23 protein-coding genes and 1 riboswitch are annotated in these 23,366 nt (G+C 59.9%); of the genes, 11 read left to right on the plus strand and 12 right to left on the minus strand.

What is annotated here, in order from left to right:
* Positions 1–164 precede the first annotated feature (164 nt).
* The 5 genes from ltnD to otnI all read left to right on the plus strand — a co-directional run bounded on the left by ltnD (position 165) and on the right by otnI (position 5,428).
* The gene (ltnD, locus tag ACODS3_RS05285; RefSeq protein WP_201005139.1) at positions 165–1,070 is read left to right on the plus strand and encodes an L-threonate dehydrogenase; all 906 of its coding nucleotides are present in this window, start codon (positions 165–167) and stop codon (positions 1,068–1,070) included.
* Positions 1,071–1,080: 10 nt separating this feature from the next.
* A complete protein-coding gene (gene otnK, locus ACODS3_RS05290; protein WP_489033594.1) occupies positions 1,081–2,370 on the plus strand; it encodes a 3-oxo-tetronate kinase in 1,290 nt (429 codons plus the stop codon).
* Entirely contained in the window at positions 2,370–3,008 is a 639-nt protein-coding gene (gene otnC, locus ACODS3_RS05295; RefSeq protein ID WP_201005141.1) for a 3-oxo-tetronate 4-phosphate decarboxylase, read from the plus strand. The genes otnK and otnC overlap by 1 nt, the downstream gene beginning before the upstream one ends.
* A 161-nt stretch (positions 3,009–3,169) precedes the next feature.
* Positions 3,170–4,627, plus strand: coding sequence for a GntT/GntP/DsdX family permease (locus ACODS3_RS05300; protein ID WP_201018849.1), 1,458 nt, complete (start codon positions 3,170–3,172; stop codon positions 4,625–4,627).
* Between the two features lie 21 nt (positions 4,628–4,648).
* Positions 4,649–5,428: a 2-oxo-tetronate isomerase gene (gene otnI, locus ACODS3_RS05305; protein ID WP_489033597.1), complete on the plus strand. Its 780-nt coding sequence runs from the start codon at positions 4,649–4,651 to the stop codon at positions 5,426–5,428.
* Between the two features lie 45 nt (positions 5,429–5,473).
* Here the strand turns inward: otnI and ACODS3_RS05310 are convergent, their stop codons facing one another.
* Positions 5,474–5,872, minus strand: a complete 399-nt coding sequence (locus ACODS3_RS05310) for an acyl-CoA thioesterase (RefSeq protein ID WP_201005147.1) — start codon at positions 5,870–5,872, stop codon at positions 5,474–5,476.
* A gap of 166 nt (positions 5,873–6,038) precedes the next feature.
* Positions 6,039–6,143: riboswitch (S-adenosyl-L-homocysteine riboswitch) on the plus strand.
* Positions 6,144–6,166: 23 nt separating this feature from the next.
* On the opposite strand from ACODS3_RS05310, the gene ahcY reads away from it, so the two are divergent.
* The 3 genes from ahcY (at position 6,167) to rhlE2 (ending at position 10,866) form a co-directional block, all read left to right on the plus strand.
* Positions 6,167–7,576 carry an adenosylhomocysteinase gene (gene ahcY, locus ACODS3_RS05315; RefSeq protein WP_304574740.1) on the plus strand — a complete coding sequence of 470 codons (1,410 nt, stop codon included), beginning with the start codon at positions 6,167–6,169 and terminating at the stop codon, positions 7,574–7,576.
* A gap of 188 nt (positions 7,577–7,764) precedes the next feature.
* Entirely contained in the window at positions 7,765–8,610 is an 846-nt protein-coding gene (gene metF, locus ACODS3_RS05320) for a methylenetetrahydrofolate reductase [NAD(P)H] (protein ID WP_201005151.1), read from the plus strand.
* Between the two features lie 366 nt (positions 8,611–8,976).
* Positions 8,977–10,866, plus strand: a complete 1,890-nt coding sequence (gene rhlE2, locus ACODS3_RS05325; RefSeq protein ID WP_489033600.1) for an RNA helicase RhlE2 — start codon at positions 8,977–8,979, stop codon at positions 10,864–10,866.
* Positions 10,867–10,971: 105 nt separating this feature from the next.
* Here the strand turns inward: rhlE2 and ACODS3_RS05330 are convergent, their stop codons facing one another.
* The 3 genes from ACODS3_RS05330 to ACODS3_RS05340 form a co-directional block, all read right to left on the minus strand.
* Positions 10,972–11,550: a YceI family protein gene (locus tag ACODS3_RS05330; protein ID WP_201018854.1), complete on the minus strand. Its 579-nt coding sequence runs from the start codon at positions 11,548–11,550 to the stop codon at positions 10,972–10,974.
* A gap of 27 nt (positions 11,551–11,577) precedes the next feature.
* On the minus strand, positions 11,578–12,126 hold the full coding sequence (locus ACODS3_RS05335; protein WP_201018855.1) for a cytochrome b: 549 nt from the start codon (positions 12,124–12,126) through the stop codon (positions 11,578–11,580).
* A 342-nt stretch (positions 12,127–12,468) separates the two neighbouring features.
* Complete coding sequence (locus tag ACODS3_RS05340) at positions 12,469–14,277, minus strand: flavin monoamine oxidase family protein (protein ID WP_489033603.1); 1,809 nt, start codon at positions 14,275–14,277, stop codon at positions 12,469–12,471.
* Positions 14,278–14,465: 188 nt separating this feature from the next.
* Between ACODS3_RS05340 and ACODS3_RS05345 the strand changes: the two genes are divergently transcribed.
* Together ACODS3_RS05345 and ACODS3_RS05350 are read left to right on the plus strand one after the other, a co-directional pair.
* The gene (locus tag ACODS3_RS05345; protein WP_304574737.1) at positions 14,466–15,872 is read left to right on the plus strand and encodes an adenosylmethionine--8-amino-7-oxononanoate transaminase; all 1,407 of its coding nucleotides are present in this window, start codon (positions 14,466–14,468) and stop codon (positions 15,870–15,872) included.
* A 191-nt stretch (positions 15,873–16,063) separates the two neighbouring features.
* Positions 16,064–16,783 carry a 16S rRNA (uracil(1498)-N(3))-methyltransferase gene (locus ACODS3_RS05350; RefSeq protein WP_489033605.1) on the plus strand — a complete coding sequence of 240 codons (720 nt, stop codon included), beginning with the start codon at positions 16,064–16,066 and terminating at the stop codon, positions 16,781–16,783.
* 49 nt (positions 16,784–16,832) lie between these two features.
* On the opposite strand, the gene trhA is transcribed toward ACODS3_RS05350, so the two are convergent.
* Positions 16,833–17,447 (minus strand): PAQR family membrane homeostasis protein TrhA, encoded by a 615-nt coding sequence (trhA, locus tag ACODS3_RS05355; RefSeq protein WP_201005200.1) that lies wholly within the window; start codon positions 17,445–17,447, stop codon positions 16,833–16,835.
* Between the two features lie 141 nt (positions 17,448–17,588).
* Here trhA and ACODS3_RS05360 point away from each other — a divergent pair, with 141 nt between their 5' ends.
* Positions 17,589–18,512, plus strand: a complete 924-nt coding sequence (locus ACODS3_RS05360) for a LysR family transcriptional regulator (RefSeq protein WP_489033607.1) — start codon at positions 17,589–17,591, stop codon at positions 18,510–18,512.
* 92 nt (positions 18,513–18,604) lie between these two features.
* On the opposite strand, the gene madM is transcribed toward ACODS3_RS05360, so the two are convergent.
* The 7 genes from madM to ACODS3_RS05395 form a co-directional block, all read right to left on the minus strand.
* Entirely contained in the window at positions 18,605–19,369 is a 765-nt protein-coding gene (madM, locus tag ACODS3_RS05365) for a malonate transporter subunit MadM (protein WP_201005167.1), read from the minus strand.
* A gap of 1 nt (position 19,370) precedes the next feature.
* Positions 19,371–19,787, minus strand: a complete 417-nt coding sequence (madL, locus tag ACODS3_RS05370; protein WP_201005168.1) for a malonate transporter subunit MadL — start codon at positions 19,785–19,787, stop codon at positions 19,371–19,373.
* 72 nt (positions 19,788–19,859) lie between these two features.
* Positions 19,860–20,795, minus strand: coding sequence for a malonate decarboxylase subunit epsilon (gene mdcH, locus ACODS3_RS05375; RefSeq protein ID WP_489033610.1), 936 nt, complete (start codon positions 20,793–20,795; stop codon positions 19,860–19,862).
* Entirely contained in the window at positions 20,792–21,430 is a 639-nt protein-coding gene (locus tag ACODS3_RS05380) for a malonate decarboxylase holo-ACP synthase (RefSeq protein WP_489033612.1), read from the minus strand. Before ACODS3_RS05380 ends, mdcH begins: the two co-directional genes overlap by 4 nt.
* Positions 21,424–22,224 carry a biotin-independent malonate decarboxylase subunit gamma gene (gene mdcE, locus ACODS3_RS05385; protein WP_489033614.1) on the minus strand — a complete coding sequence of 267 codons (801 nt, stop codon included), beginning with the start codon at positions 22,222–22,224 and terminating at the stop codon, positions 21,424–21,426. Before mdcE ends, ACODS3_RS05380 begins: the two co-directional genes overlap by 7 nt.
* The gene (locus ACODS3_RS05390) at positions 22,221–23,072 is read right to left on the minus strand and encodes a biotin-independent malonate decarboxylase subunit beta (protein ID WP_201005172.1); all 852 of its coding nucleotides are present in this window, start codon (positions 23,070–23,072) and stop codon (positions 22,221–22,223) included. The genes mdcE and ACODS3_RS05390 overlap by 4 nt, the downstream gene beginning before the upstream one ends.
* Complete coding sequence (locus ACODS3_RS05395; RefSeq protein WP_201005173.1) at positions 23,065–23,364, minus strand: malonate decarboxylase subunit delta; 300 nt, start codon at positions 23,362–23,364, stop codon at positions 23,065–23,067. Before ACODS3_RS05395 ends, ACODS3_RS05390 begins: the two co-directional genes overlap by 8 nt.
* Positions 23,365–23,366: the final 2 nt, after the last annotated feature.

Consider the following 23,366-nt stretch of genomic DNA (forward strand, 5'->3'; position numbering starts at 1 on the left):
GGGGGGAGGGCTTGCCCGCGACGCTTTTTCGATGTGAACTTTTGTTAAAAACAAAAAATACTTCACATTATTCACTCACTGATCCACTATCAGATTCACAGATCAGAACAATATCGTCCGTTTGCTGGCTCAACAGGCATCGGCACAGACTTGAGGATTGCTTCATGACTACGAAGAATGTTGGCGTTATCGGCCTGGGTGCCATGGGTCTGGGCATTGCCCGCTCGCTGCTGCGCAATGGCTTCAATGTGCATGCCTGCGATGTGCGCACCAGCGTGACCGAAGCGTTCGCCCAGGAAGGTGGTGTTGCCTGCGACTCGCCTGCCAGCATGGCTGCCGCCTGCGATGTGATCATCACTGTCGTGGTCAACGCCGAACAGACTGAAACAGTCCTCTTTGGCGAGAACGGCGCCATCGGCGCACTGCGCCCCGGCAGCCTGGTCATCGGCTGTGCCACCGTTGCTCCAACCTTCGCCGTCGAACTGGGCCAGCGTCTGGTCGATCAAGGCCTGCTGTACCTCGATGCTCCGATCTCCGGCGGCGCAGCCAAGGCGGCTGCCGGCCAGATGACCATGATGACCTCAGGCCCGGCCGAGTCCTATGCCAAGGCAGAAGCCGTGCTCAACGGCATGGCGGGCAAGGTCTATCGCTTGGGCGACGTGCATGGCCTGGGCTCGAAAGTCAAAATCATCAACCAGTTGCTGGCTGGCGTACACATCGCGGCAAGTGCCGAAGCCATGGCCCTGGGCCTGCGCGAAGGTGTCGATGCAGACGCCCTGTACGAAGTGATCACCAACAGCGCCGGTAACTCGTGGATGTTCGAGAACCGTGTGCCACACATCCTCAAGGCGGATTACACACCGCTCTCGGCGGTGGACATTTTCGTCAAGGATCTGGGCCTGGTCCTGGATACCGCACGCACCAGCAAATTCCCGCTGCCACTGTCGGCCACTGCTCATCAAATGTTCATGCAGGCTTCCAGCGCCGGTTTCGGTCGCGAGGATGACTCGGCAGTGATCAAGATCTTCCCGGGCATCGAACTGCCAAAAGCCAAACCAGAACAAGCCTGAGGAGCGCCCCATGACTCTGACCTCCTCCCGCCCGTTGCTGGGCTGCATCGCCGATGACTTCACCGGCGCCACGGACCTGGCCAACATGCTGGTCCGCGGCGGTATGCGCACTGTGCAAAGCATCGGTATCCCGAGCGCTGAAATGGCTGCCGGTCTTGATGCCGACGCCATCGTGATTGCCCTCAAATCACGTACCACGCCAACAGCCGAAGCCGTGGAAGAATCCCTGGCCGCTCTGGAGTGGCTGCGCGAGCGCGGCTGCGAACAGATTTTCTTCAAGTACTGCTCGACCTTCGACTCGACTGCCGCTGGCAATATCGGCCAGGTCAGCGAAGCTCTGCTGGCCAGGCTCAACAGCGATTTCACCCTGGCCTGCCCGGCCTTCCCGGAAAACGGTCGCACCATCTTCCGTGGCCATCTGTTCGTGCAGGATCAACTGCTCAACGAATCGGGCATGCAGAACCACCCGCTGACCCCAATGACCGACGCCAGTCTGGTGCGTGTCCTGCAAGAGCAGACCAGCAAGAAAGTCGGCCTGTTGCGCTACGACACCGTCGCCAAGGGCGTGGACGCCGTACGCAGCAAGATCGCCGAACTGCGCGCCGACGGCGTGGGCATGGCAATTGCCGATGCCGTCTCCGATGCCGATCTGTATGTGCTGGGCGAAGCCTGTGCCGACCTGCCGTTGCTGACCGGTGGCTCAGGCCTGGCGCTGGGCCTGCCGGGCAACTTCCGCAAGGCAGGCAAGCTGCGCGATATCGATGCTGCAAAACAGGCCGCAGTCAGCGGTGGCGAAGTCGTCCTGGCAGGCAGCGCTTCGGTGGCCACCAATGGTCAGGTCGCGGCCTGGCTGGAAGGCAACCGTCCTGCCCTGCGCATCAATCCGCTGGACCTCGCGGCTGGCAAGCCGGTGGTCGAGCAGGCACTGGCGTTCGCGCGTAATGCCGGGCAAACCGTTCTGATCTACGCCACCAGCACGCCGGACGAAGTCAAGGCCGTGCAAAAGGAACTGGGCGTCGAGCGCTCCGGTGCCATGGTCGAGGAGGCGCTGGGCCAGATCGCCAAAGGCTTGCTGGAGTCGGGTGTACGTCGCTTTGTCGTCGCCGGTGGCGAAACCTCCGGCGCAGTCGTCCAGGCACTGGGCGTGCAACTGTTGCAGATCGGCGCACAGATCGATCCGGGCGTTCCGGCGACAGTCAGCAACGGCGCACAACCGCTGGCGCTGGCACTCAAGTCCGGCAACTTCGGTGCCCGTGACTTCTTCGCCAAAGCCCTCAAGCAACTGGCAGGAGAAGCTTGATGAGCAGCGAAAAAGCCCTGCGCGAAGAAATCTGCGATGTCGGCAGGCTGCTTTATGGCCGTGGCTACACGGTCGGCAGCGCCGGCAACATCAGCGCCCGCCTTGATGACGGTTGGCTGATCACCCCGACCGACGCCTGCCTGGGCCGTCTGGACCCGGCGGATATCGCCAAGGTCAATCTGGCGGGTGAATGGGTGTCCGGCAACAAGCCGTCCAAGACCCTGGCCCTGCATCGCGAGGTCTATGACCGCAACCCTGAAGTGGGCGGCGTGGTGCATACCCACTCGACGCATCTGGTCGCTCTGACACTGGCTGGCGTCTGGAAAGAAGACGACATACTGCCGCCATTGACGCCGTATCAGGTGATGAAAGTCGGGCATATCCCGCTGATTGGCTACGAACGTCCGGGCTCCCCGAAAGTCGCCGAGCGTGTCGCGCAACTGGCCAACAGTGTGCGCGGCGTGATGCTGGAGCGACTTGGCCCGGTGGTCTGGGAAAGCTCGGTCGCAAAGGCCTGCTATGCCCTGGAAGAACTCGAAGAAACCGCTCGCCTGTGGCTGATGACCAATCCCAAGCCTGCGCCACTGGAACCCGCCGCCCTTGAAGAGCTGCGTCAGGTTTTCGGCGCGAAGTGGTAACTCGCAAGCATTGATCGGGAGTCGTTCCTCGACTCTCGATCGACTACGGCACCACCAAAGACAATAACAACAGGACTCAAGAGCATGAATCATCCCTATCTCGCTTTTGTCAGCTATTGCTCAGCGTTTGTCTCGCTCACCCCTTGCGGGAGTGCACAAGCATGACTCCTTTCATGTTGATGGCCATCGCGGGCGCGGGTATCGCGCTGCTGCTGTTCCTGGTTCTCAAATATAAATTCCAGCCTTTCGTTGCCCTGATGCTGGTCAGCATCATCGTGGCGCTGGTCGCCGGTGTTAAACCGGCCGATCTGGTCGCGACCATCGAAGGCGGCATGGGCAAGACCCTTGGTCATATCGCGATCATCATTGCCCTGGGCGCGATGATCGGGCGCATCATCGAACTGTCGGGAGGCGCCGAAGCACTGGCCAAGACGCTGATCGAGCGTTTCGGGAACAAGCGCACGCCACTGGCGCTGACAGTTGCCGGTTTCATGGTCGGCATTCCGGTGTTCTTCGAGGTTGGCGTGATCATCCTGATGCCACTGGCCTACGGCGTGGCACGGGCCGCACGTAAGCCGTTGCTGATCTTCGCCTTGCCGATGTGCGCCGCATTGCTGGCCGTGCATGCATTCCTGCCACCACATCCGGGTGCCGTCGCCGCTGCCAGCCAGTTGGGCGCAGACCTGGGTCGTGTACTGATGCTGGGCATTCCGATGGTCGCGGTGCTGTGCATCATCGGCTACTTCGTCGCCGGGCGCATGACCCGCAAGACCTACCCGATGACCGACGATATCCGCAGCGAAGTCTACGGCCCGCACGTCACCAACGAAGACCTCGAAGCCTGGGCGCGCAACGACTATTCCACCGTTCGCGAAGCGACTCAGGCCAGGACACTGGGTGGCGAAGAAAGCGCCAGCAGCCTTGCAAGCAAACTGCCGCCAGCGCCTGCACCGGGTTTCGGCCTGATCATTGCCCTGATTCTGCTGCCTATCATCCTGATCCTGCTGGGTACGCTGGCCACCACCATGTTGCCTGTGACCTCAACCCTGCGCAGCGTGCTGACCGTATTGGGCGCGCCTCTGGTTGCCCTGTTGATCGATACCCTGCTGTGCGCCTGGCTGCTGGGTTCGCGTCGTGGCTGGAGCCGTTCCCAGGTATCGGATGTGATCGGTTCGGCATTGCCGGGCGTAGCCATGGTGATCCTGATCGCCGGTGCCGGTGGTGTGTTCGGTAAAGTGCTGGTCGATACCGGAATTGGCGCAGTGGTTTCCGAAGCCCTGCGCAATACCGGCCTGCCGGTTCTGGCTCTGGGCTTTCTGCTGACCTTGCTGTTGCGTGCCGTTCAAGGCTCTACCACTGTGGCGCTGGTGACTACTGCCGGTATTCTCAGCCCGCTGATCGCTACGCTCGACCTGAGCGCCAACCACCTGGCCCTGCTTTGCCTGGCCATGGGCGGTGGCGGTCTTGCCATGTCGCACATCAACGATGCGGGCTACTGGATGTTCACCAAGCTGGCGGGCCTGAACGTCGCCGACGGCTTGCGCACCTGGACCGTACTGGTCACGCTGCTGGGTACATTGGGCTTCGTCCTGACCCTGCTGCTTTGGCCATTCGTCTGACCTTTAAAGACTGGAGTTAACATGCCTCGTTTTGCCGCCAACCTCAGCATGCTATACCCACAGCATGACTTCCTTGAGCGCTTCGCCGCAGCCGCTGCCGATGGTTTCGGCGCGGTCGAGTATCTGTTCCCCTACGACTACAGTCCGCAGGAGCTCAAGCAACGCCTGAGCGACAACGGTCTGGTGCAGGCGCTGTTCAATGCTCCACCGGGAGACTGGGCTGCCGGTGAACGAGGCATCGCCACCTTGCCGGGCCGTGAAGCTGAGTTTCGCAGCGGCATCGAACGTGCTCTGGAATACGCGCAAGTGCTGGGCAATGACCGGATTCACGTCATGGCAGGCCTGCTTCCCAGTGAAGACCTGCGTCAGCGCCATCAGGCGGTGTATCTGGAGAATCTGGCATTCGCGGCTGAACAGGCCAGAACTGCCGGAGTGACCGTGCTGATCGAGCCGATCAACACTCGCGACATGCCTGGCTTCTTCCTCAACCGCCAGGATCAGGCACAGGAGATTTGCCGCCAGGTGGGCGCCGACAATCTCAAGGTTCAGTTCGACTGCTACCACTGCCAGATCGTCGAAGGTGATCTGACAGCCAAGCTGCGCCGCGATTTTGCAGGGATTGGCCACATCCAGATCGCAGGTGTGCCGGATCGTCATGAACCGGACCTTGGCGAGCTGAACTACGCGCACCTGTTCGAGGTGATCGACCAGTTGGGCTATAAAGGCTGGATCGGTTGCGAATATCGTCCGAAGGGCGATACCAGCGAAGGCCTGGCGTGGCTACGCCAATTGCAGGGCTGATTGCTTGCCGTCCTGCCTCAGCGTTTGAGGCAGGACGCTTCCTTATTACTCTTCTGCTATGTCGAACTGGTCCTTGATATAGCGGATTTCAGTACGGCCATGGGGCGCAGGCAATCCATCGTCGCCCAGATTGACGAACACCATCTTCTCTACCGTCAGAATGCTCTTGCGGGTGATCTTGTTACGCACCTCGCACGTCAGGGTAATCGACGTCCGCCCGAACTCGGTGGCGGTAATCCCCAATTCAATGATGTCGCCCTGGCGCGAAGCGCTGACAAAGTTGATTTCAGAAATGTACTTGGTCACTACACGCTGATTGCCCAACTGGACGATGGCATAGATTGCAGCCTCTTCATCGATCCAGCGCAACAGGCTACCGCCGAATAACGTACCGTTGGGGTTGAGGTCTTCGGGCTTGACCCACTTGCGGGTGTGGAAATTCATATTCACTCCTGAGCGACTGCCAATGGATGCCTGTCATCATGGCAGCATACCTAAAAACCCGAAGCCTGGGATTTCACTGATAGAAAACCTTGGGAAGAATCGCCAGCACAGCTATACTGCCACCCGTTTCAAAACGGTCATCTTCGCTTGATACCGTTCCCGCCACCTGTCCGAGGGGCGCTGCAGCAGGTTTTCCCTGTCAGGCTCGGATGGGGCGTTGTTTGACCGGTCCACTGGTCAAGCCTTAAACGCACAACGGCGCCCATTCGCATTTTTATGGAATGGAGACTCTCAATGAGTGCTGTAATCACGCCTGCAGAATTCAACGATTTCAAGGTAGCCGATATTTCCCTGGCAGCCTGGGGCCGTCGCGAAACCATCATCGCCGAATCCGAAATGCCTGCCCTGATGGGTCTGCGCCGCAAGTACGCCGGTGAGCAACCGCTCAAGGGCGCCAAGATCCTCGGCTGCATCCACATGACCATCCAGACTGCCGTGCTGATCGAAACACTGGTCGCACTGGGCGCTGAAGTTCGCTGGTCGTCGTGCAACATTTTCTCCACCCAGGATCAGGCCGCTGCCGCAATCGCCGCTGCCGGCATTCCTGTCTTCGCCTGGAAAGGCGAAACCGAAGAAGAATACGAGTGGTGCATCGAGCAGACCATCCTGAAAGATGGCCAGCCATGGGACGCCAACATGATCCTCGACGACGGCGGCGACCTGACCGAGATCCTGCACAAGAAATACCCACAGATGCTGGATCGCATCCATGGCGTGACCGAAGAAACCACCACTGGCGTGCACCGCCTGCTGGACATGCTGGCCAAGGGCGAACTGAAAATCCCGGCCATCAACGTCAACGACTCGGTCACCAAGAGCAAGAACGACAACAAGTACGGCTGCCGTCACAGCCTGAACGACGCCATCAAGCGCGGCACCGACCACCTGCTGTCCGGCAAGCAGGCGCTGGTCATCGGTTACGGTGACGTGGGCAAGGGTTCGGCCCAGTCGCTGCGTCAGGAAGGCATGATCGTCAAGGTCACCGAAGTCGATCCGATCTGCGCCATGCAAGCCTGCATGGACGGTTTCGAAGTGGTTTCCCCGTTCATCGACGGCGAAAACGACGGCACCGAAGCCAGCATCGACAAGGCTCTGCTGGGCAAGATCGACCTGATCGTGACCACCACCGGCAACGTCAACGTCTGCGACGCGAACATGCTCAAGGCGCTGAAAAAGCGCGCTGTGGTCTGCAACATCGGTCACTTCGACAACGAAATCGACACTGCTTTCATGCGCAAGAACTGGGCATGGGAAGAAGTGAAGCCACAGGTTCACAAGATCCACCGCACCGGCGCTGGCACTTTCGATCCACAGAACGATGACTACCTGATCCTGCTGGCCGAAGGCCGTCTGGTTAACCTGGGCAACGCCACAGGCCACCCAAGCCGCATCATGGACGGCTCGTTCGCCAACCAGGTTCTGGCACAGATCTTCCTGTTCGGCCAGAAGTACGCCGACCTGTCGCCAGCCCAGAAAGCAGAGCGCCTGACCGTTGAAGTACTGCCGAAGAAACTCGACGAAGAAGTGGCCCTGGAAATGGTCCGCGGCTTCGGCGGCGTCGTGACCAAACTGACCAGGACCCAGGCCGACTACATCGGCGTGACCGTCGAAGGTCCGTTCAAGCCACACGCATATCGTTACTAAGTAGCGGCAAGCTGCAAGCCACAGGCAGCAAGTAAAAGCATTCCGTTTGCTTGCTGCCCGGGCCTGAAGCCTGCTCCTTTTATCGCTATTCATGCAGCCGTGAGCTGTAAGCTCCAGACTCTTGAGACAGGCGCACAGCCCTCTTGCAGCTTGGAGCTTGAAGCTTGCCGCTGGAGGCTCCCTCCACCATGTCCCAAGACCGCCGTTTCAGCTTCGAGTTCTTCCCGACCAAGACCGACGCTGGGCATGAAAAGCTGCTGACCGTTGCGCGTCAGTTGGCCAGCTACAACCCGGATTTCTTCTCCTGCACCTATGGTGCCGGTGGCTCCACCCGTGACCGCACGATCAACACCGTGCTGCAGCTGGAAAACGAAGTCAGAATCCCTGCTGCACCTCACCTGTCGTGCGTTGGCGACAGCAAAGCCCAATTGCGTGAACTGCTGGCCCAGTACAAGGCTGCCGGCATCAAGCGTATCGTCGCCTTGCGCGGTGACCTGCCATCCGGCATGGGCATGGCCAGCGGTGAACTTCGTTACGCCAGTGACCTGGTGTCCTTCATTCGTGAAGAAACCGGCAGTCACTTCCACATTGAAGTAGCGGCGTACCCGGAGATGCATCCCCAGGCCCACAACTTCGACGACGACGTGAAAAACTTCGTCCACAAGGCCAAGGCCGGTGCCGACAGCGCAATCACCCAGTACTTCTTCAACGCCGACAGCTATTTCCACTTTCTGGAGCGCGTACAGAAGAAGGGTGTGAACCTGCCGATCGTGCCGGGCATCATGCCTATCACCAACTACAGCAAACTGGCCCGTTTCTCGGATGCCTGTGGTGCGGAAATCCCGCGCTGGGTCCGCAAACAGCTGGAAGCCTATGGTGACGATATCCAGAGCATCCAGGCCTTCGGTGAGCAAGTCATCACCGAAATGTGCGAGCGCCTGCTCGAAGGCGGCGCACCGGGTCTGCACTTCTACACGCTCAACCAGGCAGAACCAAGCCTGGCCATCTGGAACAACCTGAAGCTGCCACGCTGACAGGGTATTCTCCAGGCAGGGTCTTTCGGCAATCGATGTCCGAAAGATCCTGCAGCAAAAACCGTTGGGCAGCATGAAAGCAGCGCAGCGCGTTTGCTCTGTTATACTCCAGCCTTCCCGCCAGGCTTACGCCCGGACGCTCGGTCTTGCAGAAGCCATCTCGATCACGAAAACAGCGCATTTCCAACCCGCGCCGATGACACGAGATGAATCAAAGACCCTGCAGGACCGGACGGGATCGCGTCTTCTCAGTCTCTGTACACAAGGCCGGCAATCAAGCGATTGGCCGCTTCTACGAGACCTGAACGTCATTCGCGCCAGGCAGACTATCCCTTGAGCTCAAGCTCCAACAGAACAGGATTACTCATGTCCTTTGCTTCCCTCGGTCTCTCCGAGGCTTTAGTCCGCGCTATCGAGGCAGCGGGCTATACCCAGCCTACTCCGGTGCAACAGCGGGCCATCCCCGCCGTGTTGCAAGGTCGCGACCTCATGGTTGCGGCACAGACAGGTACTGGTAAAACCGGTGGCTTCGCCCTCCCGATTCTGGAGCGGTTGTTTCCCAACGGTCATCCGGACAAATCCCAGCGTCACGGCCCGCGCCAACCCCGCGTTCTGGTCCTGACCCCAACCCGCGAGCTGGCTGCCCAGGTCCACGACAGCTTCAAGATCTATGCCCGCGATCTGAAGTTCGTCAGCGCCTGCATCTTCGGCGGCGTCGGCATGAACCCGCAGGTCCAGGCCATGGCCCGTGGCGTGGACGTGCTGGTGGCCTGCCCTGGCCGCCTGCTCGACCTGGCCGGCCAAGGCAGCGTCGACCTGTCCCACGTTGAAATCCTGGTGCTCGATGAAGCAGACCGGATGCTCGACATGGGTTTCGTCCATGACGTGAAAAAGGTACTTGCCCGCCTGCCTGCCAAGCGCCAGAACCTGCTGTTCTCGGCGACGTTCTCCAACGACATTACCGCCCTGGCTGGCAAGTTGCTGCACAACCCGGAGCGCATCGAAGTCACGCCACCGAACACCACGGTCGAGCGTATCGAGCAACGGGTTTTCCGTCTGCCAGCCAACCACAAGCGCTCGCTGCTGGCGCACCTGATCACTCAGGGCGCGTGGGAGCAGGTGCTGGTTTTCACCCGCACCAAGCACGGCGCCAACCGTCTGGCCGAGTACCTGGACAAGCACGGCCTCAGCGCTGTCGCGATCCACGGCAACAAGAGCCAGAATGCCCGTACCAAAGCCCTGGCCGACTTCAAGGCAGGCGAAGTGCGGATCATGGTCGCCACCGATATCGCCGCCCGCGGCCTGGATATCGACCAGTTGCCACACGTGGTCAACTTCGAGCTGCCTAACGTCGATGAAGACTACGTTCACCGTATCGGTCGTACCGGCCGTGCGGGCCGTACCGGCGAGGCGATCTCGCTGGTCGCGCCGGACGAAGAGAAGCTGCTCAAAAGCATCGAGCGCATGACCCGTCAGAAAATCCCTGACGGCGATCTGATGGGCTTCGATATCAATGCCGTCGAGGCCGAAAAGCCTGAAGTTCGCGAGCGTCCGGATGTTCGGAATCCGCGTGCGCCTCGTGCTCCACGCGGTGAAGGCGAAAAGAGCAGCAACAACGGCGGCCGTCGCGACAAGGGCAAGGACAAAGGCAAGGAAAAACCTGCGGCCGCAGCTTCCGGCGAACGTCCGGCACGCCAGCCGCGGGAAAGAAAACCTCGCGAAGGCACGCCACGCGAACAGCGTCAGTCGCAACCGCCACGTCCATCGTCCGATCGCGCACCTGACGAGTTCCTGGATGACGAAGTGGATAACTTCGGTAACCGCGCTGACTATGTAAGCCCTTACCAAGGCAAGAACCAGGGTCGCGGTCGTCGTCCTGGAGCGCCTGCCGCTCCGGGCGCAACACCTGCTGGCGCCGGACGTCCGCAAGGCTCAGGCCGCCCGGGCAACCCACGCAGTTCAGGCAGCGGAGCCGGCACCGGCGGCGCACCCGCCAAACGCAATGGCTCGGGTTCCGGCCCGCGCAGTGGCGGTGCCCGTGACGGCCAGCCGCGTAATCGCCGCCCGGCACGTGACGATCAGCCTCGTCAGGAACCGGCAGTTCGCAGCCAGCGTGAAGGCCAGCAGCCGCAGCCGAAAATCGTGCACAAGGAATCGAAAATCGACCGGTTCCCTTCTGCCGAGCAGCTCGATCAGTTGCCAAGCCGCCCACGCGGTGAAAAACCGGCCCTGCTGACTCGCAACCGCGATAGCTGACGGCATGGCTGAAACAGAAACGCCCCGACTGGTTCGGGGCGTTTTTGTATGTGGCTAAAACAGGAACGCCGACACAAGGTCGGCGTTCCGTCGATCAGACAGCGCTTACTTCTTCTGGACACCTTCGAGGGTGATGTCCAGGTCCAGCGTCTGAGAAGTCGGACCTGGGCCTTTGATGCCGAAGTCGTTCAGGTTCAGAGTGCTGGTACCGTTGAAGCCGGCACGGTAGCCGCCCCATGGATCCTTGCCTTCGCCGTTGAAGGTAGCCTTGATCACGATTGGCTTGGTGACGCCGTGCAGGGTCAGGTCGCCAGTGACGTCAGCGGTTTTCGCGCCGGTGGATTTGACGCTGGTGGAAACGAACTTGGCTTCAGGGTATTTGCCAGCGTCCAGGAAGTCCTTGCTGAGGATGTGCTTGTCGCGCTCGGCATGGTTGGTGAACAGGCTGGCGGTTTTCAGTTCGACAGCGATCTTGCTGGCTTCAGGCTTGGCAGCGTCGAAGCTGAAAGTACCGTCCCAGTCCTTGAACGTGCCGTGGATGAAGCTGTAGCCCAGGTGGCTGATCTTGAAGTCGATGAAAGCGTGCTGGCCTTCCTTGTCGATCACGTAATCAGCAGCCATCGCCTGACCGGCAGACAACAGAGCGGTACCCAGAGCCAGAGCGGCGAGAGACTTCTTCAACATGCTTTTATTCCCGTTTTGGTTGAACAATCAGTTACGACCCAGCATACGCTTGAGGGTCACATCGCGATCGATGAAGTGGTGTTTCAGTGCAGCCAGGCCATGGAACCCCGCAAAAACCACGATGAGCCATGCCAGATAAAGATGAATCCAGCCCGCCGTTTCCGCCTGTTCGGGAAGGCCACTGACCAGCGCTGGCACCTCGAACAAACCGAAAACCGGAATCCCCACGCCGTCGGCGGTGGAAATCAGGTAACCGGCGAACATCACAGCAAACAGAACGACATACAGAAACAAGTGACCAAATGCAGCACCAATGCGCGTCAGCTTACTGTAGCTGGCCAATGGTGGAGGCGGCGGGCTGAGCAGGCGCCAGACCACACGGAACAGCATCACTGCAAACAGTGTGATACCGATGCTCTTGTGCAGATCGGGCCCGGCCTTGCGCCAGGTATCGTAATAATCCAGTCCCACCATCCATAGCCCAAGCGCAAACAACCCGAAGACCACAACCGCTACACCCCAATGCAGCACCATGCCGACCAGACCGTAGCGAGAGGATGAATTACGTAACTGCATCGCAAATACCCTGTAATAAGTGTTACCAGACTAGCTTTTTATCTATCGAATGAAAGCGCAAAATTTCGCTCTGAACTATCGAAAAATACGATGAATATTTTTCTACCCTCTACCTTTCGATTTTCCACCTGGGTCCTTTTCGACGACCGCAGGCTGTTCCGCTGACGCAGCATCTCGATAAATCACACTCAGTAACACTGTGCCATGACCGTCGGCATTTCGATGGCGATGAACGGCACTATTACGAAAGTTCCTCTGCACAGGTTGATAAAGAACGAATTCACCGCGCATAAAAAAAGGGCGCGGTGTTTATCCGCGCCCTTCCTGTCAGCGATGGCTGGGTCAGTTCTTGACGTCAGCCGGTGCTGCTTCGGTTTTAGCCGGTGCTTTCGGAGCCGTGGCCGGTTTGGCAGGTGCCTTTTCCTTCACAGCCTCTTTCTTGGCGGCCTCTTTTTTCACAGGCTCTTTTTTCACAGCTTCCTTGGCAGGTGCTTTCCTGGCAGGTTCAGCCTTGGCCGGAGCCTTCTTGGCAGGCTCGACTTTCGCAGGGGCCTTGGCAGGTTCGGCCACCGGCGCAACCACCGGAGCGACAGGCACAGGCGCCGGAAGCGGAGCTGGAGCTGGCTCGGGAGCTTTCTCGACCGCCTTCTCGGCAGGTTTTTCAGCAGCCTTGTCGGAAGAACCACCGAACAGATTGCTGAAAAAACCACCTTCTGACTTCTGCACCGCAGGAGCAGGTGCCACTGGCGGAACCACCTTTACCGGCTCGAACGACTTGCCCGCCGCCAGATCCTGTACCTGACTGGCTGCACGCTGACCGCTGCGCAGAGCGCCTTCCAGCGTGCCGGGATACAGAGCGTCAGTGTGTTCACCCGCAAAAGCTACACGCTGCACGGGCTTTTCCCACAGACGCCAGTACTTGCTGATCTGACCGGGGCCAAAGGCCAGGTAAGAACCGCCTGTCGAAGGATCGACGCTGTAACGGCGGATTTCATAGCCGGTGTAGGCACCACGCGCCTGTGGATAAAACGTGTGCAAGCGGATCAGTACCTGATCGACCAGTTGCTTGTCGCCAAACGCCTGCATGATCCGGGCATTGTCGCCAGACAGGTTGATCACCACATTGGCACCGCCCTTGAGTGCTGGCTCGATCCACAGCATGCCCAGGCCGGTATTGCTGAAGATCTCGCCCGACATGCGCGCCTTGCTGTCCCAGACCGGCGTCTTGAACTTGAGCATGATCTGGTCGCGCCAGCCATAGTTGGTGCCCTTGAGGGCGCCCATGTGCTGGGCATCCAGCGCAGGCGTCATCTGAATATTGCTCAGCGAGCGCAAAGGCACGGCCAGCACCACGTAGTCGGCGCTGTAACCGACTGCGCCGACCTTGACCGTTACGCCGTCCTTTTCCTGCACGATGGCCGATACCGGAGAGCTGGTCTTGATGGTCTTGAGCTGTTTGACGAAAGCCTGGGCCAGCACCACGCTGCCACCCGGCAGACGTGCAGCGCGCTGATCGCGCTCATCCACTGCGCGGTAAACCCGCGACTGCTGGGCAAAATACAGCAGCGACAGACGCGAAGGCTCGTCATAGCGAGTACGGATCTGCTGATTGATCAACTGCCGCGCCGTCGCAGGCAGGTTCAGACGATCCAGCCAGTTGGACACGTTGATCTGATCCAGAGCGAACAGCGTGCTGTTGGCGGCCGGGTTTTCAGGGTTCTCGATGGAGCGCGCCAGGTTGTCCAGCGTCTCCTCGTAGCGCTTGATGGCCTCGGCGGTTGCCGGTTGCTTGAGCGCCAGATCGGCCTGGGTGAAATGCACACCGTCGATCAGATAACCGGGCGTCCGCACAAACTCAGGAGCCGGCACGCTCTGGATCTTGAAGCTGTCCAGATAACGGTTCAGAACCGGCTGCGCCTTGGCATTGCCGATCCACTCGCTGGTGGCAAGCCCCGAACGGCCGCCAATATTGGCCCTGGCCTCCAGCAGCGTCACCTGCCAGCCTTTGTTCTGCAACTCATAAGCCGCCGTCAGGCCTGCCAGCCCGCCTCCGACGACAATGGCTGTACGTTGTTTTTCATTCGCAAGCGTCGAAACGCTGACCAGCCCTATCACTACCAGCGCACACGCGCGCAGCCACCCAGAAAGCATTCCGTGAACTCCGAAAAACGTGGGGAAATTGCTAAAAACAACGAAGAGGCGCGCAGCATACGCCAGCCATAAAATGCCCGCCAGCGATGTTCTATACGATACAAATGGTTGTCCCACGGCCAGGCATTGCATAGGCTTGCGCGATTGTTCGCCCTCGCGTCATGCGAGCCGCTACCCGGAGATTGCAAATGGGCCTGAATGACCAGTGGATGCAACGCGACCTCAAGGTCCTGTGGCACCCCTGCACGCAGATGAAAGATCACGAAAACCTGCCACTGATTCCGATCAAACGCGGCGAAGGCGTCTGGCTGGAAGACTTTGAAGGCAAGCGTTATCTGGATGCCGTCAGTTCCTGGTGGGTCAACGTGTTCGGCCACGCCAACCCCCGCATCAACCAGCGGATCAAGGATCAGGTCGACCAACTGGAGCATGTGATTCTCGCAGGCTTCAGCCATCAACCGGTGATCGAGCTGTCCGAGCGGCTGGTCAAGCTTACTCCCGAAGGCCTTACACGCTGCTTCTACGCCGATAATGGCTCGTCCTGTATCGAAGTCGCGCTGAAAATGAGCTTTCACTACTGGCTCAATCGCGGCCAGCCGGACAAGAAACGCTTCGTGACCCTGACCAACAGCTATCACGGCGAAACCATGGCCGCGATGTCGGTAGGCGACGTGCCGTTGTTCACCGAAACCTATAAAGCGCTGCTGATGGACACCATCAAAGTGCCGAGCCCGGACTGCTACCACCGGCCACAAGGCATGAGCTGGGAAGAGCACTCACGCAACATGTTCGCGGCCATGGAACAGACTCTGGCCGAGCATCACGACAGCGTTGCAGCCGTGATCGTCGAGCCGTTGATTCAGGGCGCGGGCGGCATGCGCATGTATCACCCGATCTATCTCAAGCTGCTGCGCGAGGCCTGTGATCGTTATGGCGTGCATCTGATTCACGATGAAATCGCCGTGGGCTTCGGCCGTACCGGCAGCATGTTTGCCTGTGAACAGGCCGGCATCCGCCCGGACTTCCTGTGCCTGTCCAAGGCCCTGACCGGCGGTTATCTGCCACTGGCCGCCTGCCTGACCACAGACGAAGTGTACGACGCCTTCTACGACGACTACCCGACGCTTCGCGCCTTTCTGCACTCCCACAGCTACACCGGCAACCCGCTGGCGTGTGCGGCAGCATTGGCGACCCTCGATATCTTCGAGCAGGACAATGTCATCGAGAACAACAAGGCGCTGGCACAACGCATGGCCACGGCCACCGCGCATCTGGTGGATCACCCGCATGTAGCCGAAGTGCGCCAGACCGGCATGGCACTGGCCATCGAAATGGTCCAGGACAAAGCGACCAAAACCGCTTACCCGTGGCAGGAGCGCCGAGGCCTGCAGGTTTTCCAGCACGCTCTGGAGCGCGGTGCGCTGTTGAGGCCGCTGGGCAGCGTGGTGTACTTCCTGCCGCCGTACGTGATCACACCCGAGCAGATCGACTTCCTGGCCGAAGTCGCCAGCGAAGGCATCGACATCGCTACCCGCAGCAGCATCAGCGTGGCCGTGCGCGAGAATTTCCATCCGGATTTTCGTGACCCCGGTTAAAACCCGTTAAACGGTAGGAGCGAATTTATTCGCGAGACGTCATTCAAGGCAGTGAATTTGTATGGGATGTACCGGCCCTTCGCGAATGAATTCGCTCCTACGGAAATTCCTGTTTTGTTTGATGACGGGGGGATTCATCCCCGAAAGCCACACACTGCACTTGTTAAAAAACAATCACCCAGAGAACCACCATGAGACTGTCCCGCTTCTTCATCGACGCCACCTTGAGCCTCGGCGAACACGAATTGCCCGAGGCCCAGGCACACTACATCAGTCGCGTACTGCGCATGGCCGAGGGCGATGCGCTGCAACTGTTCGATGGCTCGGGCACGGAGTTTCTCGGCACACTGGTGGAAGTCGGCAAGAAGCGCGTGCGCGTCCAGCTTGTTGAAAGCCTTGCCGGGCAGATCGAATCGCCGCTGCGCATTCATCTGGGCCAGGGCCTGTCGCGTGGCGAGCGGATGGACTGGGCCATCCAGAAAGCCACAGAACTGGGCGTCAGTGAAATAACCCCGATTGTCAGCGAACGCTGCGAAGTGCGCCTCAAGGACGAACGCGCTGAAAAGCGCCAGGCGCACTGGCAACAGATTGCAATCAGCGCCTGCGAACAATGCGGCCGCTCCGTGGTGCCAGTGATTCATCCACCGATGCCTCTGGCCGACTGGCTCAAACGCACCGAAGCAGACCTCAAGCTGGTCCTGCATCCGGTCGCCGAAGCCCTGACCAGCCACGAAAAGCCGACGACCCTGGCCTTCCTGATCGGCCCTGAAGGCGGCTTGAACGACGCCGAAGTCGAACAGGCCAGGGAAGCAGGCTTCCACGCCGCCCGCCTGGGCCCGCGCGTGCTGCGCACCGAGACAGCGCCGGTGGTTGCGCTGAGCGTAGCGCAGCAGCTGTGGGGGGATTTTTAAATCCGGTAGGGGCGAATTTATTCGCGACCTTTCGCGAATGAATTCGCTCCTACAGCACGTAGAACCAGATCGCTACGAAATGCATCAGGCTTCCGGCAATCACGAACAGGTGCCAGATCCCGTGCCAGTGGCGAATATGGTCAAACACGAAAAAGATGATGCCTACGGTGTACAGCACTCCGCCACCGGCAAGCCATATAAAGCCCGCCAGCCCCAGCGCAGCCAGCAATGGCTTGACCGCCACCAGCACGATCCAGCCCATCACGGCATAGATAACGATGGACATGATCCGGGCTTCTGAACGTGGTTTTATTTCCTGCAGGATGCCGATCAACGCCAGCCCCCAGACGACTCCGAAAAGACTCCAGCCCCACGGACCGCGCAATGTCACCAGGCAGAACGGCGTGTAGCTGCCCGCAATCATCAGATAGATCGAAAAATGATCGACCTTCTGCATGATGGCCTTAGCCCGCCCGCGAACGCTGTGATACACCGTCGAGACGCTGTACAGAATCACCAGGCACACCCCGTAGATCGCCATGCTGACAACCTTCCAGATATCGCCGTGCAGACTCGCCATCACCAGTAACCAGATGGCGCCGACCGCCGCCAATACCGCGCCGACCAGATGTGACCAAGCGTTGAATTTTTCTCCGTAGTACATCCGCACGTTACCTCTGACTACACGAAACAGCTGTTGTAGAGGCTCCCGGTTATTGATGTAAAGCGCAATGCAGATATTTGCAGCAGTCATCGTCTTCAGGGTCAGGCACAATCAACGCACACCAACAACAAGCGCCACGACATGCAGATCGATGACGAGCTAACCCTGAAAAAACTGGAAATCTTCCTGGCCTTCATGCGCACAGGCAATCTGGCGCGGGCTGCGGCGGAATTGCAGACCAGCAATGTCAGCGTGCATCGCGCCATTCATTCGCTGGAAAGCGCCCTGCGCTGCCCGCTGTTCAAACATGAAGGCCGTAACCTGACGCCACTGGAAAGCGCCTACGTGCTGGAAGAGCGCGCACAGAAGCTGATTCAGGACGTGCTGACCACCGTCGAAATGACCCGCCAGGCGGCCGGCTTCTCGGCCGCACGTTTCAAGCTTGGCGCGCTGTACTCCCTGACGGTCAAGACCATCCCGCAGCTCATCATGGGCCTGAAGATCCGCCGCAGCGAACTGAATATCGACTTGATTCTGGGCTCCAATATCGACCTGTTCTACAAGCTCAAGAACATGGAAGTCGATGCGATGCTGGTCTCGCTGGATGAAAGCCTCAATGACCCGGACTGCGAGCACCTTCCGCTCTTCTCCGACGATATCTTCCTCGCCGTACCGGCCGACTCGCCCTTCTCCCAACACCAGGAAGTGGACCTGAGCGACCTGTACGAATCGACCTTCATTACCCTGACCCAAGGCTTCGCCACCCATCGTGATGGCGTGCGGGTATTTCAACAGGCGGGGTTCGAGCCCAAGGTGGCGATGCAGGTGAACGACATCTTCACGCTGCTGAGCATGGTCAGTTCCGGCGTGGGTTACGCCTTGCTGCCGGGCCGCATCGCAGCCGTGTATGAAAACCGCGTGCGGTTGATCCCGCTGCAAGAGCGCTATCGCATGCAACAGCACATCGGCCTGGCGTTTCTCAAATCCAGAGAACGGGACCCGAACCTGCTGGCACTGATTGCCGAATGCCGGATGTATACAAACCGCCTGACCAATATCGCGTAGGAGCGAATTTATTCGCGGAGGCGGAGCTGCAAGCTGCAAGCTGCAAGCTTTTGACTTGAAGCTTAAAGCTTGCAGCTTGCCGCTCCAACGCCCTATCCCACAATCGCTCGCACGATGAAGTACAGCAGTGACGGCCCGAGCAAACAACCCAGTCCGGTGTGGAAGGTTGCGGTCAGTGCACCATAAGGCACCAGACGCCGGTCGGTCGCAGCAAGGCCTGCGGTCACGCCGCTGACGGTTCCGGCCAGTCCGCCGAAGACCATCGCCGAGCGCGGGTTGTCCAGGCCCATCCAGCGTGCAGCCATCGGTGTGCCAACCATCACCAGGATCGCCTTGATCAAACCGGTGGCGATGGACAAGGCCATGACGTCCGAGGACGCCCCAAGCGCAGCGCCTGTCACCGGGCCGACGATGTAGGTGACCGCACCCGCGCCGATGGTGGTCATGCTGATTGCGTCGCGATAACCAAATACCCAGGCAATGCTCGCCCCGACAATGAACGGCAGGATGGTGCCTAGAAACAGAGCAACCGCGCCGATCATGCCGGCCTTGCGCGCCTCGGTGGCCTGCACCTCGAACGCCGTGGCAACGATGGCGAAGTCCCGCAGCATCGCACCGCCCATCAGGCCGATCCCGGAGAACAGCGCCATATCAGCCAGGCCCTTTTGCCCGCCGGTCAACGTGCCGCCAACCCAGGCCAGGATCAAGCCGATGACAATCGCAATGGCCGAGCCATGCACTCGTCCAAAGGTCAGTCGCTTGGACAGAATGACCGAAATCCACATGATCACGCCGACGAAGGCGAAGGCTGTAATCAGGCCGTTGTGTTCAAGACCTTTCTCGATGAGATCCCACATATCAGCGACCTCCCACAGGCGTTGCAGTCGGGATCACGTCCGGCTCTTCCTTGGGCAGCGGCTCACCCCGGTTGGTACGGCTGATCAAAGCAATGGTGCAGGCACACAACACCACCGAACCGATGGCTGCCAGCACGGCGACAGGCCCGCCCTTGAGTGCAGTCACCACGTTTTGTTGAGCAGCCATGGCCACCACGACCGGAATGTACATCGCGCCCCAGAAGCCGACGCCCATTTCGCAGTCCTTGCTCATGCCGCCGTTTTTCTGCATCCACAGGCGGGCGCAGATCAACAGGATCATGGCGATACCGACACCGCCCACATTGGATTTTACGCCCAGCAGAACGCCGAGCATGTCACCGAGAATCACCCCCGAAAGAGTGCAAATAGCCAGCAGAGCTACACCGTAGATAATCATTGTTGTTATTCCTCAATTGCGTTGCCGAAGTTGTTGTTTTTGTCCTTCGCAGCAGCATTGCACTCAGCATCTCTATGGATTGCGGGTTCCCTCCTCTCGCGACAACGCGACCAGACTGTCCAGGCGAGCGCCTTGAAAAGCGACTGCCGTTCCTTGTTCAAACACCTTGCGCGCCAGCCCCGTCAGCACGGTGCCAGGCGGTAATTCGATCTGTAACCGCACGCCGCGCTCGTAGGCGGTCTGCACGGTGCTGCGCCAGTCGATGACCCGGCACATGTTGAAAGTCAGGTCATCACGCAGCTTTTCAGCATTCACGATGGGGCGCGCCGTACTGCCACTGAGGTAACGCACTCTGGGCACCTCAAGCCGCACATTGGCGAATGCCTTGGCCAATACTTGCGCTGGCTCCTCAAGCAGGACGCAATGGGACGGCACGCTCACAGCCAGCCGTTTGACGGCGGCTGCACCGGCCTCTTTTGCCAGACGCCCGACCCGCTCCATCGCCTGGCTGCTGCCTGCAATGACACATTGGTTCTCGGCGTTGATATTGGCCAGAAACACCGGCGAATCCTGGCTGTGAACCTGAGCAATCGATGCCTCGATGCAGGCTTGATCCAAACCGATAATGGCAGTCATGCCATAGCCTTCGGGGTAGGCGTTCTGCATCAACTCACCCCGCAAGGCCACCAGCCCAAGCGCATCCTCGAAAGCCAACGCATTGGCGACTACGGCTGCCGGATAAGCGCCAATCGACAAGCCTGCGACGTAATCCGGCTGACAACCGAGTTGTTGCAACACTCGGGCATAAGCCACTCCGGCGATCAACAGACAAAGCTGAACAGCACGAGTCGATTGCAGCGCGTCGGCGTGATCAAGCCGCAGTACATCCTCATCCAGCACCTCGGCAGCTTCGTGCAGGCAATCACGCACCACGGGCGAATCCGGCAACTGGTGCAACATGCCCGCCTGCTGCGCGCCCTGACCGGGAAACACCCAGAAGCTGCTCATGCGCACATCCTTGGCGGCTGCCATGGATCGCTGACCAATCGAGCTTCTGTCGAGCTTTTGAGCAGAACCTGACGGGAAGCCCCGGCCCATTCACGCAACGCCACCGCCCCATCGTTCAGTTGCAGTTGGACATCGACCCGACAGGTATCGGTTTCCAGCGCCTCCACCAGTTCGGCCGCCCAGGCGCGACTCACACTCTCGGGCGTGCGCAGAATCAGATCCAGATCGCTGCCCTGATGCAGTGCCGAAAAACCACTGGCCAGTTCAAAGCCCGCACTGCCGCTGACACCCCAACTCAACCCCAATACATCCATCACTGGACGAACCTGACGCAAGGCATCCAGCGCAGGCCAATTGCAAGGATTTCTAGTGGCAAGATGAGTCAGTTGCTCAGGGCGCACATGACGCTCGATAGCCGAGCAAGCCATGATCGCGGCATAACGCTGCTCGCGAAGCGACCCGCGAATACCCACCGCCACCTGCCCCGCTGCTACCGACGCACGGCGCACCACCACGGGCTGGCCCTTGCTGACCACTTCAAACACCCAGTCGGGTGCATCCGCAGGCAAGTCGGACAGAGGCATACCCCACAACAAGTCATGGGGCAGCACCGTCAGCGGGGTATTCATTACCACTGAGCCCGCAACAGTTGGCGCACGGTCGACGAGGCTGCACGATTGCTGGCCCCCAGACGACCGCTCAGGTCAGTGCCGCTACGCTGCACATCCTCGATGGCACTGCTCAGGACGTTCTGCACCTTGGCCAGATCATCCGCACCGGGCTGTTCGATCTGGCTGACCGGCAAGGTTTCCCAGAGCAGACCCAGACTCGCATAGTTGTCGATGTCATAGGCCATGGGCGGGATGCTGGCAGCGAGCTTTTCCAGCTCTTCGACACTGCGCAACGTCACACGGGCGGCGGACGCCTTGCCCATGGCATGCACCATTACCCCCGGATCACGCAGGGCAATCAGTCGGTTGGCTTGATAACCATGGGCCAGAAAGGCACCGGACATGGCTTTGCCCACCAACAGGCCAATCACCGGATGCCCGGCCAGACGGGCACGAGCGTAACTGTCCACGGCACCCGCCAGTGCCTGGTGAATCCCCAAGGCTTCCTCGCGGCGGCCATAGGCCTGGCTCGGCACATCGATAATCGCGATCAACGCACGTTTGTGATCAGCCTGACGATCCAGTTCGATGGCATCGTCCACTGCCTTGGCCAGCCCCCAGCCTTCCAGCAAACCGACTTCCCCATTGCGCGCGCGGGGAAAACGGTTGTCGCCATCGGCGATTACGGCCAGAAAACGTACCGGCCGATTACCAAAGCTGCCGTCCGCGGCCTTAACCGATGCGGGCAAGCCCACCACTTCTCTGGCCTGCGCGCTCAAGGCGTTGAACCAGTTCAAACCACGTGGGGAATCACTCATGACTTGGCTCCTTGATAGAGGGTGCGCACCGCCTGCGGGTCAATCTGCGGCGTGGTGTCCAGGCGCGAGAGACGCTGCAGGAACAGGTCGTACTGGCTGCTGCGATGCTGGGCAGGTACGCCGTCACCGAGCCAGCCACTGACCTGCTGCCGGATATCCGCCACATCGTCAGCAGCAAAACCATCCACCAGTTCGCTGGCGAAACGTTGCTCACCACCGGTCAGGCTCCAGATAAACGGCCGGTCGCGAGAGTCATACTCTTCGATGCCCGCCTCCTGCTCGATCACCTGTGGGCCGTTCAAGCCCAGACGGGCCTCCTGGGTGACCAGCAAATAGCTGCACAAGCCTGCCGCGATGGACATGCCGCCAAAGCACCCGACACTGCCCGCCACCACACCGATCACCGGCTGGTACTGGCGCAGATCGACAATCGCCGCATGAATCTCGGCAATCGCTGCCAGTCCCAGATTGGCTTCCTGCAAACGCACGCCGCCGGTTTCCAGCAACAGAATCGCAGCGGTCGGAATGCCCTTGCGGTTGTCTTCGGCAGCCAGCTCCAGTGCTCCGGCCATTTTTGCGCCGCCCACTTCGCCCATGCTGCCGCCCTGAAACGCACCCTCGATGGCCGCAATCACTACAGGCCGACCATCAACCGTGCCCTTGGCGACCACAACACCATCATCGGCCTGAGGCACGACACCCTGGCGCTCCAGCCAGGGCGACATGACGCGAGCGAAAGGATCAAGCAGCTCACGAAAGCTGCCAGCATCCAGCAAGGCACGGGCACGCTGACGGGCACCCAGTTCGATAAAGCTGTGCTGGCTCAGCAAACGAGCGGTATCAGTCATGGCCGATCTCCTCGAAACCTTGTTCCAGACGCAGACGCACCACGCCCGGTGTCGCACCGAAATCATGGATATCGATGCTCAGGGCTGGCGGTGTCTGGCCATCGAACATGCGCTCGAACAGATGTTGCCAACGCGCAGATGCACCATTGACCGAGGTCACCACCTGGATCGACAGCTTGCCCGGCAAGCCCGGCTCCAGCAGCACTTCCAGGTCGCCCGACCCCACACAGCCCACCAATGCACGGCCTCTGGGCGGCTGCCCGGCAGGAAATTCAAAAGACAGGGTTTCCATGA

Source organism: Pseudomonas sp. FG43 (assembly GCF_057809175.1).